The following is a 17,939-nucleotide window of genomic DNA, read 5'->3' as shown; positions in this document are numbered from 1 at the left end:
TTATAAAAAGAAAAGAAATGAAAAGTGCTTTAGAAATAAAACCTGATATCAGCTATAAAAGCGCGGGGAAGTTTGAAGAGACACGATTTGAAAAAATCCACAATGAAATTTTCAGGAACTCTGCAGAAGCTTCGGTAATTGTAGCACAGGAAATCGCGCAATTGATCCGCTCTAAACAAGAAAAGAATAAATCTTGCGTATTAGGTTTAGCCACAGGTTCTTCTCCTATCAAAGTTTATGAAGAATTAGTGAGAATGCACAGAGAAGAAGGTTTAAGTTTTAGCAATGTAATCACTTTTAATCTGGATGAATATTATCCGATGAGCAAAGAGAACAATCAGAGCTATCATTATTTCATGCACCAGCATCTTTTTAATCATATTGATATCAAACCCGAGAATGTAAATATTCCCGACGGAACCGTTGCCATTGAAGAACTTAATCAATACTGCATCGATTACGAAATGAATATTAAAAATGCAGGAGGTCTTGACTTTCAATTATTAGGAATTGGTCGTACGGGTCACGTAGGTTTCAATGAACCGGGATCCCACATCAACTCCGGAACCAGAATTATTACACTGGATCATATTACGAGAGTCGATGCTTCTTCAGATTTTAATGGGATCGACAATGTTCCTAAAAGAGCGATCACCATGGGAGTTTCTACTATCATGAGATCAAAGCGAATTGTGCTGATGGCCTGGGGACAAAACAAAGCCGATATCATCAAGAGAACTATTCAAGGAGATATCAGTTCAGAAGTTCCGGCTACTTTTTTACAAAATCATGCCAATGCTACATTTGTATTAGACCAGTCAGCAGCATCAGAATTAACGCGTTTCAAAACGCCTTGGTTAGTAGGAGAATGCATCTGGACACAGGAATTAAAAAGCAAAGCGATTGTTTGGTTGTGCCAAAAAACAAAACAATCTATCTTAAAATTAACCGACAGAGATTACAACAACAACGGAATGTCTGATCTTTTGGCGCAGGAAGGTTCTGCTTATGATTTGAACATCAATATGTTCAACGTCTTGCAGCATACCATCACAGGATGGCCGGGTGGAAAACCCAATACCGACGATTCGCATCGTCCTGAAAGAGCCAATCCTTCAAAAAAACGAGTGATTCTTTTTAGTCCACATCCGGATGATGATGTGATTTCTATGGGAGGAACTTTTTCAAAACTGATAAAACAAGGTCACGATGTACATGTTGTATATCAAACCTCCGGAAATATAGCCGTTACAGACGACGAGGCATTGAAATTTGCCGAAGTGGCTAAAGATTTTCTTGGTGATTCTGCCTCGGGAATCGACTTTAAAGCTGTCATTGAATTTTTGAATAGCAAGTCTGAAAACCAAATTGATTCTTTGCAAGTTCGCAAATTAAAAGGACTCATTCGAAGAAGAGAATCCTACGCGGCAACAAGATACATTGGATTAAAAGATGAGAATACGCACTTTTTAGATCTTCCGTTTTATGAAACCGGACAGGTGAAAAAAAATCCATTGGGTGCTGAGGACATCGCTATTGTAAAAGAGATCATCGCACAAATCAAACCGCATCAGGTATTTGCAGCAGGAGATTTGGCTGACCCGCACGGAACACACGAAGTTTGTCTGAATGCCATCTTTGCCGCAATGAAAGAACTAAAACCGCAAAAATACATGGACGATTGCTGGTTATGGTTGTATCGAGGTGCATGGCACGAATGGGACATTCATGAAATTGATATGGCCGTTCCGCTTTCTCCATCAGAAGTATTGTTAAAACGTCACGCAATTTTGTACCATCAGTCTCAAAAAGACCGGGTAATGTTTCAGGGTAATGACTCGAGAGAATTCTGGGTGAGAGCCGAAGACCGTAACAAAAATACAGCCGTTTTATACGATGAATTAGGACTAGCAGAATACGAAGCAATTGAAGCTTTTAAACGTTTTGATTATTAAAATTAGATTATAAGATCCGGGTGAGAGCGGATTACATTACAAAATTCAGATTGATTTCATTAGGAGTAGTGAGGGTTCAATAGAAATCCTTCTGAATTTTGTTTCTTTTATTTATTATTAATGTTGTCTCAGGCAACATCTTTCCAAAAACATTAAAAATGAAATATTTATTAGTCCTACTATTAGCAGGTGTAACAGCTAGTGCTCAGGTTCAAAAAGAGCAGCTAAACCTTATGCCTTGGCCTCAAAGTGTTGTTTTAAGCGATGGCAATTTTGCTTTAACTAAAAATTTTAAAGTAAACATCACCGGAAACCCAAATCCCCGAATTTTTGGAGGAGTAACTCGCTTTTTGCGCCGATTAGATGGTAGAACCGGTATTTTTTTCGAACAAGGATTTATTACCAAACTAAATGAAGTTCCTACAGCCGAGCTTCAAATCAATTGCACCAAGAGCGGAAAAATTGGTTTGTACGAAGACGAAAGCTATCATTTAGATATCAAACAAAACAAAATTACAATAAATGCAACAAGTGATTTAGGAGCGCTGCACGGTCTTGAAACCTTATTGCAAATAATGCAGAATAATAACAACTCATTTTATTTTCCTGTATCAAAAATCTCAGACTTCCCAAGATTTACGTGGAGAGGTTTGATGGTCGATGCTGCCAGACATTTTCAGCCGGTAGATGTGATCAAAAGAAACATTGATGCCTTGGCAGCTACGAAAATGAATGTCCTTCACTGGCATTTAGTAGACGATCAGGGATGGAGAATTGAAATGAAAAAACATCCAAAACTAATTGAAAAAGCTTCGGATGGAATGTATTACACACAAGAGGAGATTAAAAATATCGTAAAATATGCTGATGAGCGCGGTATTTTGATCGTTCCGGAAATAGATGTTCCTGGTCATGCATCTGCAATACTTACGGCTTACCCGGAAATAGGAAGCAAAGTGATTACACTGACAGGGGGGACTTCTGAAAAAAATATTCAGGGAACAGCAATTGCGACCTATGGAATTGAAAGAAATGCTGGTATTTTTTCACCAACATTAGATCCTTCAAATCCTAAAACATATCAATTATTAAGTGAACTTTTTGATGAGGTTTGTCCATTATTCCCAGGTGCTTATTTTCATATTGGTGGAGATGAAAATGAAGGGAAGGACTGGGATTCAAATCCAAAAATTCAGGAATTCAAAAAGAAAAATCAGTTAACGACCAATCATGAGTTACAGACTTATTTCACCATGAAATTAATTCCAATGCTTAAGAAACATGGGAAACAGTTAATGGGCTGGGAAGAAATTTTGACCAAGAATATGTCAAAAGATGCGATTATTCATGCCTGGAGAGGCCCTAATGAAGGAGTAGTAGCAGGTCAGTCTTTAATTGAATCAGTAAAAAAAGGGTATAAAACAGTAATGTCCAATGGATATTATGTTGATTTAATGTATCCGGTTGCGAGTCATTATTTAAATGATCCAATGCCAAAAGGAGCAAATTTAACCACCGAAGAAAAAGCAAGAGTATTAGGAGGTGAAGCAACAATGTGGACAGAACTTGTATCGTCATCAACAATCGATTCAAGACTTTGGCCAAGAACAGCTGCGATCGCTGAAAGACTTTGGTCGGCTGAAGATATTACAGATTTGGAGAGCATGCGCAAACGTCTTGATGTAGTTTCTTTCAGATTGGAAGAGCTTGGAATAACACACATTCGTAATAAGGACGTGATTCTGAGAAACATCTCGAACAATCAGAACATTAATTTTGTAGAAGATTTTACAAATGTTTGCGAACCTTTAAAAGGGTATAAACGAAACAAAGGAGGAACTGAATATCAAATGTATTCTCCGTTAACCCTTTTTGCAGATGCCTGTACACCGGATGCCAAAGACTCTTTAGCTTTTGATGCTGCAGTAGCACAATATCTAGCAAATAAAACTCCGGATAATAAAGCAAAAGTAGCGGCATTTTTAAACAAATGGATCGCTGTTAACAAAGGACTGGTTGAATTAAGTGCTAATGCACCATTAATACAGCACATCTTGCCTTTGTCTAAAAAGTTGAATGATGCATCGCAGGAATTATTACTCGTTTTAGATAATAAATCAACTTTAAAAGGAGAGGATCTGAAAAATTTAATTGAGCAATGTAACAGTAAAGACCACGCTGATGTTGAGTTATCAGTATATGAAAGTTTCAAAAAATTAATTTAAAGATTTGTTTGAGTTAGTATTTAGTAAGTTTTTTTTACCACGTTATTTAGTAATTTATTGTCTCTGCCAGAGGCTTCTGGCAGAGATAATTATGGTGATTTTGGCTGTCTTTCTAACTTAAAAACAATCAATCATAATAAAAATATAACCATCATAAATAGTATTAACATTTAAAAACCAAATAAGACGCATAAAACAAAACATGACAAAAAGTAAAGTATTTAGATTGATGAATCCCAAATTTATCTTCTGTGTTTAAACTAATTTTTTTTAAAATTAAATAAATATCAGTCACTACTATTCACTAACGATTATGGCTAGAATCAGTAATAGTAATATTTATTTTTAGAAGTAATGAATTAAAAATCCACTGTATCGCGATGTTTTTTATTCGCGGTGTATTGAACCCCGGTTATTGTATTTATTTGCTGCATTTTGGCGGGTAAGGTATTGTAATTGGAATATTTATTTTCTATTAACCAATATTTATTAACTATGAAACATTATTACAGATTACTCTTTTTGTTACTGTTTCCCTTGCTTGCGTCGGCCCAACCAGCCCACGGTAAAAAAGTAGTAGGGTATTATGCGCAATGGGCAATTTATGCCCGGGATTTCAATGTTCCCAAGATAGACGGGAGCAAGATAACCCATTTGAATTATTCTTTTTACGGGACAACTTTTGACCCTGCCCGTCCGGAGAATACAAAATTAAAATGTTTGGATACCTATGCTGATTATGAGCATACGGAAGGCGGAATTCCATGGGATGCTCCTGTAAAAGGGAATTTTTATGACTTGAAAAAGTTGAAAGAAAAGTATCCGCATTTAAAAATTTTAATCTCTGTTGGAGGATGGACTAAAGGTCAGGATCTTTCTCCAATTGCCGCAAGTTCGGTGGCAAGAGCTGCTTTAGCTGCAGATATGGCAAACTTCATTGTCACTTATCCGTTTATTGATGGATTTGATATCGACTGGGAGTATCCTCTTATGGGAGGAACAGACGGTACTGAAATTGTGAACGGAATCCCGGTTCCTCCGCAAAAATACCATCCGGATGACAACAAAAACCTGGTACTTTTATTAAAAGCCATGCGTCAGGCAATGCCTAATAAACTAGTGACTATTGCAGCCGGAAACAATGTTCGAAATGTGCCTAAACAATATTTAGGGCCAAACAACAGGGCACAGTTTGGAATGACCGAAGATATTTCAACGTACTGTGATTACATTACTTACTTTGGATATGATTTTGGCGGAAACTGGTATGATAAAACATGTTATAATGCTCCTCTCTATGGAAGCGGAAACCCGAATGATCCATTATATGGTGCAACTCAGTCAGAATCACTTGATGAGTTGACGAACATCTATTTGAATGTAGTTGGTTTTCCTGCCAATAAATTAATCATGGGATTGCCTTTTTACGGCAAAAAATTTGACAACGTTGCCAATAATGGAACCAATCCAAACCTTCCGGGGTTATTTGTTTCTGCACCAAGATATAATGTTGCAGGCTGTACAAATCCGCAAAATCCAACAGGAACCTGGGATGGGCCGGCAGCTTGTGAGAAATCTGGCAGTATCGAAATTTGTGGTCTGGTTGGAAATCCGGTTACCAATTCGCATGCTTTTTTAGATCCAAATACCATGTTAGTTACGCCAACGGCAGCTGCTGCAGGTTGGGTAAGGTATTTTGATAACACGACCAAAGTTCCTTATTTGTACAACAGTAGTTTGAAACAGTTTATCAGTTATGAAGATAAACAATCAATGGATTTAAAAGTACAGTACATCAAATCTAAAAATCTGGCTGGTGGTATGATTTGGGAATTATCTCAGGATACCAGAGGCTCTATCCCTAATTCACTTTTAACTCAGGTAGATACTTCTTTTGGAAGTATTGTTCCGGGAACAGTAAGCATTGCCGGCTCTGTAAAAAATGGAACTGCTTTAGTGACTGATGTAACAGTTGAATTGCGCAACGCCAGTAATGTAGTTTTGCAAACCGTAACTTCAGCAACGGGGAATTTTACATTCAATAATTTAACATCTGGTCAAAATTATAGCCTTACAGCGTTAAAGGCAGCTTATACTTTTATAGCTGTTAATTTAACTAATGTAACGACTAACCAAACTGGTGTAGTGATTCAGGGAACACAACCTTTGTATACTGTGAGTGGAACGGTTTTAAGTAATACTACGCCAGCTACGCCAATTTCGGGAGTTACAGTTACAGCAACTTCCGGTACGACTGTTTTAACTGCTGTTTCTAATGCGACGGGAGCTTATAGCATTACAGGTTTAACCGCGGGACTTAATTTTACAGTTACAGCTGCCAAAACAGGCTTTCCTTATACACCAGCTTCGACAGTATATAATGCGATAGATAGCAATAAAACGTTGAACTTTACGCAAGGTTCTCCAATTGTATATTATACTGTTAGTGGTACAATTTTAAACGGAACTACACCAGCTTCAGGAGTAACTGTTACAGCAACTTCTACAGGAGCTACTGTTACAGCAGTTTCTACTGCGAGCGGTTATAGTCTTAGTTTACCATCAGGAGGAAATTATACCATAACGGCTGCTGCGGCTGGTAAAACCTATACTCCGGCTTCAACCGTTTATACTAATTTGATAGCAGATAAAACTTTAAATTTTGTCGAATTTAATGTTGGAACAAGTAAAATTAGCGGAACCGTTAAAAATGGTACAGTTCCGATTGCAGGAGCTAAAGTAGAAATCATTTTACCTTGGACTGACAATGCACACGGATGGAAAAGTGTTTTGGCGACTACAGATGCACAAGGAAATTATAGCTTTGCCAATTCAGTGGTAGACGGATATACTACTATTTCGAGTTTGAAATTGAATGCTTGGCAAAATAACGACGTTAATTATTTTCCAAATAATCTGACTAGTTTTGCTGTTCCGGCAACTCCACAGGTTTATAACTTCAATACGAGTGCTACTGCAAGAACGTCATCTTATGCCATAAACGGAAAAGTTTTAAACGGAACAACTCCGGTTTCAGGTGCTCTGGTTTCGGCTGTTTCGGGTACAACAACTTTAACGGCTACTACAGCTGCTGACGGATCTTATTCTTTTGCAAATCTGGCTTCAGGATCTGATTATAAAGTAACGGCTGCCAAAACAAATCTAGTATTTGTTCCTGTGTCAGCAGTTTCAACGACGAATTCTGGGGATAAAACACTGGATTTTGCACAAAATTTGGTTAGCACAAATCTAATAAGCGGAACCGTTAAAAATGGCACTACTGCTGTTTCAGGAGCAAAAATAGAATTGGTTTTACCTTGGACAGATAATACACACGGATGGAAAAGTGTTATTGCAACCTCAGATGCTCAGGGGAATTTCACTTATGATAACGCGGTTGTAGCAGGTTATGCACAAGTTTTAAGTTTAAAGCTGAATGGATGGGAGAATAATGGAACTAATTATTACCCAAATAATTTGGCAAATTTTGCAATGCCAACGACACCGCAAGTTTACAATTTTAATACACAAGCGGTGGTTGTGACTAAACCAGTGGTTACCATTACAGCGCCAACAGCTCCGACAATTGCTATAAATTTAGGGTCTGCGATTAATTTTGTTGCTACTGTTGGATTAAGTGCTGCGGATGCCACTACAATCTCATCTGTTTCCTTTAGTTTAAATGGACAAAGCTTGAGTGCTACCAATTCTTCGGGAACTTATACAGCGATTTGGACACCGGTAGCAAATCAGTTTTCAGTTAGTCATACATTAACTGTTACGGCTACTGCATCAAACGGAACAACAGATACAAAAACATATAATTTTGCATTAAATTGTTCAGGTGCAAACTGCCCAAATACCTTACCTGTAGTTACCTGGAATTCGCCATCGAATACTACTGTAACTCAAAGTTCTTTCCAGGTTGTGCCAATTTCGGTTACAGCTGTTGATAGTGACGGATCGGTTTCAGGTGTTACTATTACAATAAATGGAGGCACATTCAATATGACAGCAGGTACAAATAATACCTATACGTATAATTTTACACCAGCTGCTTATCAGGACTATCCGATTGTAATCAAAGCAACCGATAATAAATCTGGTGTAACTACATTAAACAATACCATTAAAATTGCTCCAGTGGGCACTAATAGATTCATTCCGCTTCCAGCAGGTAAAATTATTTTAGGATACGCACATTCCTGGGAAAATGGTTCTGCTCCATTTTTATATTTTTCTCAAATGGTGGGAAGTAAGTTTAACGTAGTGGACTATGCTTTCGTAGAAACCGTTAACCGTGATGGTTATACACCAGTATTAACTACAAATGATGCCAGATATTTGACCAATGGAGTTTTCAATAAGCAATTGTTGAAAAATGATATAAAATCCTTAAGAGATAGTGGCGTTCCAGTTATTGTTTCTATTGGAGGTCAAAATGGTCATGTTGTTTTGGAGAATGTAAATCAAAAAAACATTTTTGTTAATGGTCTGAAAGCAATCATTGACGAGTATCAATTTGATGGAGTCGATATCGATTTTGAAGGCGGATCGATGAATTTTAGTGCAGGAGGTTTAAGAGATATTTCTTATGCGGGTATTTCTGCTTATCCAAAATTAAAAAACGTGGTAGATGCTTTCAAAGAATTAAAAGCGCACTATGGCCCTGGGTTTTTATTAACTGCGGCTCCGGAAACACAATACGTACAAGGAGGATATTCTACCTATAATGATACTTTTGGTTCGTTCTTGCCAATCATTCAAAACTTACGTAATGAATTGGATTTGTTAGCGGTACAATTGTATAACACAGGAGGAGAAAACGGATTAGATGGTCAGTACTATGGTTCAGCTAAGAGAGCAAACATGGTAACAGCCCTAACGGATATGGTTATAAAAGGACATAACATTGGTACTACAGGAATGCGTTATGATGGCTTACCGGCCTCAAAAGTTCTTATCGCATTACCGGCTTGTCCAAGTGCAGCAGGTAGTGGTTTTATAACGCCGGCAGAAGGAATTAATGCAATGCATTATTTAAGAACCGGAACCACTTTTTCAGGAAGAACTTACACCATGCAGCCAGGCGGACCGTATCCTTCTTTACGAGGTTTAATGACTTGGTCTGTAAACTGGGATTTTTCTTCTTGTGGTAATTCAGCTGAATTATCTAAAGCGTATGCGGCTTATTTTGCAGGACTTACAGCCGCAAGAACATTGCCTGAAGGAATCGAAGCAAAGAGCAGTACAGTAGCTTATTTTAAAAACGATGCATTAGCTGTTTCTAGTGAAACTGGAGATATTGCTCAGGTTGAGGTTTTCAATACTATTGGACAGGCATTGATAAGTCATAAAAATGTTCAAAATAATAAAGAAGTACTGCTTCAAAACTACAATTTTTCTATCAAACAATTATTTGTGGTTATTGTAACGGACAAAGCAGGAAATAAAAAATCATTCAAAGTAATGAACTTTTTAAACTAAAGATCAGTATAGAAGAATGAAAATTACAGAAATAGAATATTGGAACGGTTAAAATTGAGTTTGGTTATTTATTTTTTAATCTAATTTTTATTTCGAATAAATGCTTCGAATTCAGGTGATTTGTTATTTGGTTTTCACCTGAAGGAGAGCATTATGAACCTGGCAATTGTATTGCCAGGTTTTTTTTTTGTTTAAAATGATTTAATCTTAATGTTGATATAAAGGACACGGATAAAACGGATTTGCTATCGCAAAGACGCTGATAAAAACGTATTTTAAAATCAGTGTAAATCCGCGTTTTCGTGAAACGAATCTGTTCTATCCGCGTCACAACCTTTAAAAAAAACTTTGCGAACCTTGCGAAAACCTTGCGTCTTTGCGGTTAAAAAAAACTTTCACTACTTTTGAGATCAAGTACAATTATCTTAGATTCCATGGTTTTGCATCTTCTCATACAGATAAAAGTGGATTTTAAAAATCAGTGTAAATCCGCGTTTTCGTGAAACGAATCTGTTTCATCCGCGTCACAACCTTTAAAAATAACTTTGCGAACCTTGCGAAAACCTTGCGTCTTTGCGGTTAAAAAAAACTTTCACTACTTTTGAAATCAAATACAATTATCTCAGAATCCATGCAGAAATTTATCAGCCTAATTGCACTTCTTTTCTTTTTCGCCATAAGTACTGCTCAAACCAATTTCGGATCCCCGGAAGTTGATCCAGTTCAAATTCAGAATAATTTTAGTCAATGGTCGGCCTATCAAAGTAAAAACATTATGCTTTCGAGAGATTTCATAGCATTGGACATCCTTTCTAAAGAAATTTCAAAAGAATCATTTCTGGACCAATTGACAAATGGAAATTGTATTCCGATTAGATTAAAATCCGAAGATTCTAGATACTATTATAAATTATTCGAGATTCAGGTAGGTTCAGATACAAGTATAAAAGCAACTATCAATCAAATTGGCTTTGATGCGCTTAAGAATTATAAAATGGAAGGAACTCCATTCCCGAAGTTTTCATTTAAAGACCTGAATGGAAATCTGGTGTCAAATGAATCAATGAAAGGGAAAATAATTGTTATAAAATGCTGGTACATTCATTGTACTCCTTGTATACGGGAATTTCCACAGGTGAATCGTCTGGCAGAAGAATACAAAGACCGAAAAGATATCGTTTTCATGAGTCTGGCAGAGGATGCTCCGGAAAAACTTAAATTGTTTCTGGCAAAGAGACCTTTAGCCTATTCTGTAATTCCAAATATGAAAACATATATGAATGAAGCTTTACAACTGAATTCATTTCCAACTCATTTTATTTTAAACAAAGAGGGGATGATTGCTAAAGTGCTTCCTAATTTTGAGAGTTTAGAAGTGGCTTTGGCTAAGGAAAGTCAGATGTGATTTGTCAAATGTAAAAAGTAAAAAGTAAGATGTGAAAACTTAGTGTATTCAATGAAGCGATCTATTTCACAATTAACATCTCACATTTTACATTTCACTATCAGCATTTCACAAATAACATCTTACAAATCACGTTTCACAATACAAAAAACTTAGAGCCTTTACATCTTTGCAACTCTGAACCTTTTTTCATACTTTTGCACAAAATTAATTAAAAAGACATTCATGTTAACAGTCAATAATTTATCAGTTCAATTTGGCAAACGAATTTTGTTTGACGAAGTAAATACTACTTTCACTCATGGGAATATTTATGGAGTTATTGGAGCCAACGGTGCTGGAAAATCTACTTTTCTAAAAATCATCTCAGGTGATATTGATCCAACTTCGGGACACATTCATTTGGAACCGGGAAAACGTATGTCGGTTTTGAACCAGAACCACAACATGTTCGATGAGCATACCGTTTTGGAAACTGTTTTGATGGGGAATAAAGTTTTGTATGCTGTTAAGAAAGAAATGGATGAACTTTATCTGGACTACAACGATAAAAACGCAGACAGAATTGGAGAACTTCAGGTTCAGTTTGAAGAAATGAACGGATGGAATGCAGATTCTGACGCCGCTTCGATGTTGTCTAATCTAGGGATTAATGAAGAACATCATTATACTTTAATGGGAGACTTAGAGGGAAAAATTAAAGTACGTGTGCTTTTGGCGCAGGCACTTTTTGGAAACCCGGATTTGCTGATCATGGATGAGCCTACCAACGATTTGGATTTTGAAACCATTGCGTGGTTGGAAAACTTCCTGGCAAATTATGAAAATACTGTAATTGTAGTATCTCACGACCGTCACTTTTTAGATGCGGTTTGTACACATATATCTGATATTGATTTTGGAAAAATTAATCACTATTCAGGAAACTATACTTTCTGGTACGAGTCAAGCCAATTAGCGGCGAAACAACGTGCACAGCAAAACAAAAAAGCAGAAGAGAAGAAGCAAGAACTTGAAGAATTTATTCGTCGTTTTAGTGCGAACGTTGCAAAATCAAAACAAGCTACTTCTCGTAAAAAAATGATTTCTAAATTGAACATTTCAGAAATTAAACCTTCAAGCCGTCGTTATCCTGCGATTATTTTTGATCAGGATCGTGAAGCTGGAGACCAGATTTTGAACGTTGAAGGTTTGGCAGCTTCGATCGAAGGAGATCTTTTATTTAAAGATGTTGATTTGAATATGGCAAAAGGCGATAAAATTGTTCTTTTCTCTAAAGATTCGCGTGCTACAACAGCTTTCTACGAAATTTTGAACAACCAACAAAAAGCTGATGCAGGAACTTTCGATTGGGGAATTACTACTAATCAGGCTTATTTACCGGCTGAGAATCATTCTTTCTTTGAAAATGATTTGACTTTGGTAGATTGGTTACGTCAATACGCCAAAACAGAAGAAGAGCGTGATGAGGTTTTTATTAGAGGATTCTTAGGGAAAATGATTTTCTCAGGTGAAGAAGCGCTAAAAACAAGCCGTGTATTATCAGGAGGAGAAAAAGTACGTTGTATGTTGTCCCGAATGATGATGGAAAGAGCCAATATCTTAATGCTGGACGAACCAACGAATCACTTGGATTTGGAATCGATTACAGCGTTTAACAACTCATTGAAAAATTTTAAAGGTTCCGTGATTTTTACCACACATGACCATGAGTTTGCACAAACCGTTGGTAACAGAGTAGTAGAATTAACACCAAACGGGGCGATTGACCGTTACATGACATTTGACGAATACCTGGATGATGAAAAAATTCAGGAATTAAGAAAGAAGATGTACAATTTGTAATTTTATAATTTATAATAAGAGAGATCCCGTTCGCATTGCGAACGGGATTTTTTTTGCTATTTTTTACCGAACACTTTGGCGAAAATGAATATAAGTATCGCAATAATAAAGACAACGATAAATATTCCAACACCCATTCCGGCTTTAAAAATGTCTCCAATAACTTCACAGCTGGTAAATGAAAATAGTATCACGAATACCATTAACAAACGTTTAATTATATTTTGCATCATTTTGAGTTTTTAAGAATCTGCTGTTCTAATTCGTATTGTTTAAAATTACGCCAAATCGTAAAAAAGATCTTATATAATTTGATTGGAAAGTTCTATGATTTAGACTAAAACCAACTGTACTCAAAAGGTTAAACAACTTTACAATTAAGAGAAGTAAAGATAAGGGAAAGGTAATGTTCTCTTAAAAGCTATTGCGCTTTGGTAGAATACTTTTGTTTGGTCTAAAACAAAAACAACGTATGAAAAAACTTTACTTTCTATTCTTGCTGCTGGGGCTGAGTTATGCCTTGAAAGCACAAACCTTATTTCCTTATTTACAGAATGCCACACCAACCTCTATTTATGTTAACTGGAAAACAGATAGTAATCCGGAGTCGATTGTAGAATATGGGACGACAGCCACTAGTCTTAATGTTACCGTTACCGGTAACACAAATGTTTTTACAGATTCTGGTTATCCGGGTAACTATTTCTATCATAGCGCGAAGCTGCTTAATCTTTCACCGAATACGAAGTATTACTACAGAATAAAAACCGGAGCAGAGGTATCTTCAGTTTATTCTTTTAAAACACTACCCAATCCGGGACAGGCTGCCACATCAAATGGACACATCCGTTTTTTGATAATGGGGGATAACCAATTGAAAGCAGTGCCTCGTTATGATTCCTTGGTATCAGCTGCCAAAAGAAAGATCAGACAGAAATGGGGAAAAGACGCATCTCCTGATGATAATATCTCTATGACTTTTATGGTTGGAGATCAGGTTGATGTTGGGACTTTAGATCATTATGAAAATGTACATTTTAAAAAGAACAGAGGGTTGTCTGGCAACATACCAATTCAGACAACGGTAGGAAATCATGAAACTTATGGGACACTTGGTATGAACTCCTATTATGATCATTTTTATATCAGTGAACTTTCGTATAAGGGCATTTCGTCGGGAACAGAGAATTATTATGCGCAACAAGCCGGTAATGTTTTGTTTATTAGTTTAAGTTCAGAACATACAGGGGCAGAACAGCTTAGCTGGTTGCAAAAAGTTCTTACCGCTGCAAATGCTGATAATACAGTAGAATGGATTTTCTCTTTAAGCCACAGACCTTATCAGGCAGAGCAATATGTAGGTGATATTTCGACATGGGTTCGTAATACTGCCGTTCCGTTATTGGTAACATCTCCAAAATATTCGATGCATATTGGGGCGCACCATCATCTTTATCATAGAGGACAGTTGAAAAACACGCCTACTTATAATATTATTTCAGGAGGTACAGCCTGGGATCAATATTGGGGATCTTCTACAGAGCAGGATTTTGATGATGTACAGAAAACCATTTGTAACTGGATTTACCAAATTGTAGATATTGATGTGGCAAACGGAAAAATGGACATTGAAAGTTATTCTATTGGAAGTGTTGATAAATGGAAGAACAACCAGTTAATGGACGAATTTCATCGATACAAAAACAAAGCGGCACCTGCCAAACCTTCGATTACGAATACTTTTACTGCGACAAATACATTGCCACTAACCGTTTCCGGATCCACTTATACGACAACTACAGATGAGAAGTTGAATACCAGTCAGTTTTTGATTTCTCAGACACCAACATTCGATATTGTTAAGAAAGAGGTATATAGAGATTTCGAAAATTTATACGGAAAGTATGGTACTAAGAAAGATTCGACTGTAAACATCAATTTGGGTGTAGATATTACTAAAATGGATTTGGCTTCTAATTCACTTCCAAATGGCAAATACTATGTGAAGTTAAGATACAGAGACCGTAATTTGGAATGGTCGCCATGGAGCGATGTTCAGACTTTTACGATTACAGGAAGTAACAATGTAAATACGGCAATAGTTACAGATGCTCTGACTTATTCGTTGAACACACCTATAAAAGTTGATTTTACTGATGCTCCCGCCAGTACTTCAACGTGGATTGGTTTATACAAAGAAGGGCAGACTCCGGGAGGCTCTTCACCATCGCAAACCTGGAAATATACGGACGGAAGTGCCAGCGGATTTATCACTTTTTCTAGCGGACTGGCTACTAAAGGACGTTATTATGCTGCAATATTCTCAAATGGAGGGTACACGGAAATTGCACCGCGAAAATACTTTTATGTAGGGCCGGTACCAACCTTAACGACTGATAAAACGGAGTATTCTGTTGGGACTCCTATCCTTATTAATTATACAAATGGTCCGCAACTGGCAAAAGACTGGATTGGTATTTACAGAATGGGGGTTAATCCGGGATCCGGAGTTACAGCAACAAGCTGGCAATATGTTACAACCGTTGCTGACGCTAAATCTTTCACAGGACTGCCAAAAGGCTACTATTATGCCGAGTATTATTTACAGGACGGATTTAATCCGATTGGAAACAAAGTATTTTTTAAAGTAGGAGCGATCGTTACCGAATTATGGATCAATAAACCGATTTATGATTTGGGCGAGCAGATTACCGCTTCGTGGACAGATGCTCCGGGAATTGTAAAAGACTGGTTGGGGATTTATCATGATGGAGATAATCCCAATGAAAAACCTCTGGTGAGTTATACCTATTTCGAAGGACTTTCTGAAGGAACAAAAAATATTGCAGCTACAGAATTGCCAACACAAAAAGGGAAATACTTTTTGGTAATGTTTACTAACGATTCTTATAATGAAGTTTCAAACAGAGTTTCTTTTGAAGTAATCGATCCACATCTGAACAATGACGAATTTAAAATCGATAATGGTTTGAGAGTGTATCCAAATCCAACAAAGAACGATACGGAAACCTTTATTCAATCTGAATATCCTATTGATGAAATAGAAATTTACAGCATGGAAGGGAAATTATTATACGCTACAAAAAATGTAAACAATAATAAGTTTTCCCTAATCAATCAGGATTTACCAAAAGGAGTTTATATTCTAAAAATACATTCCCGTAAATTGTTTACGGCTAAACTAATTGTGAAGTAATTTTTTTTTTTTTTTGAAACCCCATTTGCGTCTGTAAGTGGGGTTTCGTTTTTTATTACAGCTAAAACAATATGTTTTAAGGATAAGAAGAACATTTTTACGAGGTAGTTATAAAATACCCAGACGATTAGCTTTTGTCTAATTAGAAAAGAGAACCGAAGGTTCAATCTATATTGTAGGGCTGGATTTTAATCCAGTCTACAAGAAATGAGTGATAGATTTTTCCTCATATTGTCAAGTTTTTTTAACTTAAGGATGTAGAAAATTAATATTCTTTTCTATCAAATAGTAATGTTCTGTTTATATCTTCTTCTATTGATTGCAAATAATCGTTTTCGGTAGGATATCTATCAAAAGATTGTTCCCACGGAGAAGTCTTATCTATATTATAGTTTAAATATGTGTTGATATTATTTAATAGCAATTCGCGATTAGTAATAACGTTGTTAAAATTTTCTATGCGATCATTTTCTTCTCTATTAACGAGAATATTGTACAGCTTTTCTAAATTAATTTTAAAATTATTTTTGCCTAATACTTCAATGGTAAATTCAATATCTGATAATTCGGGATCAATTGATAAATTAAAAATTGGTGTTATGTCATCGTATGGTTCTCCCCAGTCAAATTTCTTTTCTTCAATATAACAATGAGGGAATGTACTTTTATCGATGTAAATCATTTTTTTAATTGAACTAGATTTAATTTTTGTTGAGTTATTTGTTTTACGGATATGAAAAGGTTTTTTGAAATATCATTTCGCAGATTTGTTTGATCGGATTATTTTCTTCTCCCATATTCACTTTTTATATCTTTTAATTGTAATTCCATACAACTGTCTAAAGTTAGAAAATGAATTGACTTTGAAGTTTTCCCGTCTTTATATTCTTTAAACAATCCTCTCCATATTGTGGGATAAAATATACCTATAGAAAAGAATATTAAACAAGGAAAAGTAAAATTACCGTTTCCAATTAAATAAGCTTGCATTCTGATTTCATCTTTCATCGTCATTTCATATTCTAAAACGATGTGTTTTAGATCATGATTTTCAAATTTTGGAATTAATCTATATCGCTTGCTATCGAGTATTTCTGCAACTTCACGTCCAACGGTTCCATGTTGTAAAGATCTTAAATGATTTAGTTTGTGAGCTAGATAATCTTTTCCATGAATGAGTTCTAAAAGCCAAATAATTCCTCCTGTGATTTTTAGATTTTTTAATTGTTTAAAGATGTTTCTCATTTAACGTTTACATACTTTGCGGGCACGGAAAGAATTTCCGCGCTATCGTTGCGCATATCTGAGCGATCGGGTCATTTGATAAATGTATACAATATTGATATTTAAACTGGATCATTTATTTTTTTATCACCATTTATGGATTCATAATATGGCTTTAGTTCATCTAAATACTTAAGATATTTTTTGTCAAAACGTTTTCGGATATTATGCATATTAATACCCATACAGTAGATCTCAAATTCATGCCAAATGATGCTTGTGTTATTTCCGGTGGATGCTAAATCACTAAAGTGAAACTCAATTATAACATTCATTTTAATTAAATAATCTAATATTTCTTCATCAAAATATTCAGAATATTTAATAATTTCATTTATATTATTTTGCAGTTTTAAAAATACGTACTTAAAGTAATGTAAATGAGTTGGGAAAATTGTGTTACTCTGAATTGCATTTACTGGGTCTCCCATTTTCCTGGGGCGACTATTTAATAATTTATTTACTTCTTTGCGAGTAAGAGGCTCTTTCATGTCATTTCGTATGTGTAATGAGCCTAAAAA

The 17,939-nt window shown here is 35.9% G+C and carries 9 protein-coding genes; 6 read left to right on the top strand and 3 right to left on the bottom strand.

Features of this window, described 5'->3' with window-relative positions; all coding sequences use genetic code 11:
- Positions 1–17 precede the first annotated feature (17 nt).
- From nagB to FLA105534_RS20850, 6 genes are all read left to right on the top strand, one after another.
- Positions 18–1,955 carry a glucosamine-6-phosphate deaminase gene (gene nagB / locus FLA105534_RS20875; protein WP_173968018.1) on the top strand — a complete coding sequence of 646 codons (1,938 nt, stop codon included), beginning with the start codon at positions 18–20 and terminating at the stop codon, positions 1,953–1,955.
- A gap of 158 nt (positions 1,956–2,113) precedes the next feature.
- Positions 2,114–4,180, top strand: coding sequence for a beta-N-acetylhexosaminidase (locus tag FLA105534_RS20870; RefSeq protein ID WP_173968017.1), 2,067 nt, complete (start codon positions 2,114–2,116; stop codon positions 4,178–4,180).
- A gap of 495 nt (positions 4,181–4,675) precedes the next feature.
- Entirely contained in the window at positions 4,676–9,667 is a 4,992-nt protein-coding gene (gene chiA, locus FLA105534_RS20865) for a T9SS-translocated chitinase ChiA (protein ID WP_173968016.1), read from the top strand.
- 601 nt (positions 9,668–10,268) lie between these two features.
- Positions 10,269–11,072 (top strand): TlpA family protein disulfide reductase, encoded by an 804-nt coding sequence (locus FLA105534_RS20860; protein WP_246253284.1) that lies wholly within the window; start codon positions 10,269–10,271, stop codon positions 11,070–11,072.
- A 225-nt stretch (positions 11,073–11,297) separates the two neighbouring features.
- A complete protein-coding gene (locus FLA105534_RS20855) occupies positions 11,298–12,917 on the top strand; it encodes an ABC-F family ATP-binding cassette domain-containing protein (protein ID WP_173968015.1) in 1,620 nt (539 codons plus the stop codon).
- 472 nt (positions 12,918–13,389) lie between these two features.
- On the top strand, positions 13,390–16,134 hold the full coding sequence (locus FLA105534_RS20850; protein WP_173968014.1) for a fibronectin type III domain-containing protein: 2,745 nt from the start codon (positions 13,390–13,392) through the stop codon (positions 16,132–16,134).
- Positions 16,135–16,399: 265 nt separating this feature from the next.
- On the opposite strand, the gene FLA105534_RS20845 is transcribed toward FLA105534_RS20850, so the two are convergent.
- The 3 genes from FLA105534_RS20845 to FLA105534_RS20835 form a co-directional block, all read right to left on the bottom strand.
- The gene (locus tag FLA105534_RS20845; RefSeq protein ID WP_173968013.1) at positions 16,400–16,816 is read right to left on the bottom strand and encodes a hypothetical protein; all 417 of its coding nucleotides are present in this window, start codon (positions 16,814–16,816) and stop codon (positions 16,400–16,402) included.
- A gap of 98 nt (positions 16,817–16,914) precedes the next feature.
- Complete coding sequence (locus FLA105534_RS20840) at positions 16,915–17,379, bottom strand: hypothetical protein (RefSeq protein WP_173968012.1); 465 nt, start codon at positions 17,377–17,379, stop codon at positions 16,915–16,917.
- Between the two features lie 101 nt (positions 17,380–17,480).
- The coding region (locus FLA105534_RS20835; RefSeq protein WP_217427719.1) for a hypothetical protein at positions 17,481–17,939 on the bottom strand (459 nt) is incomplete at its 5' end.

This window comes from Flavobacterium collinsii (assembly GCF_902804485.1).
GTDB lineage: Bacteria > Bacteroidota > Bacteroidia > Flavobacteriales > Flavobacteriaceae > Flavobacterium > Flavobacterium collinsii.
The sequence above is the reverse complement of the archived record's forward strand: the minus strand, read 5'-3'. Positions and strand labels throughout refer to the sequence as shown.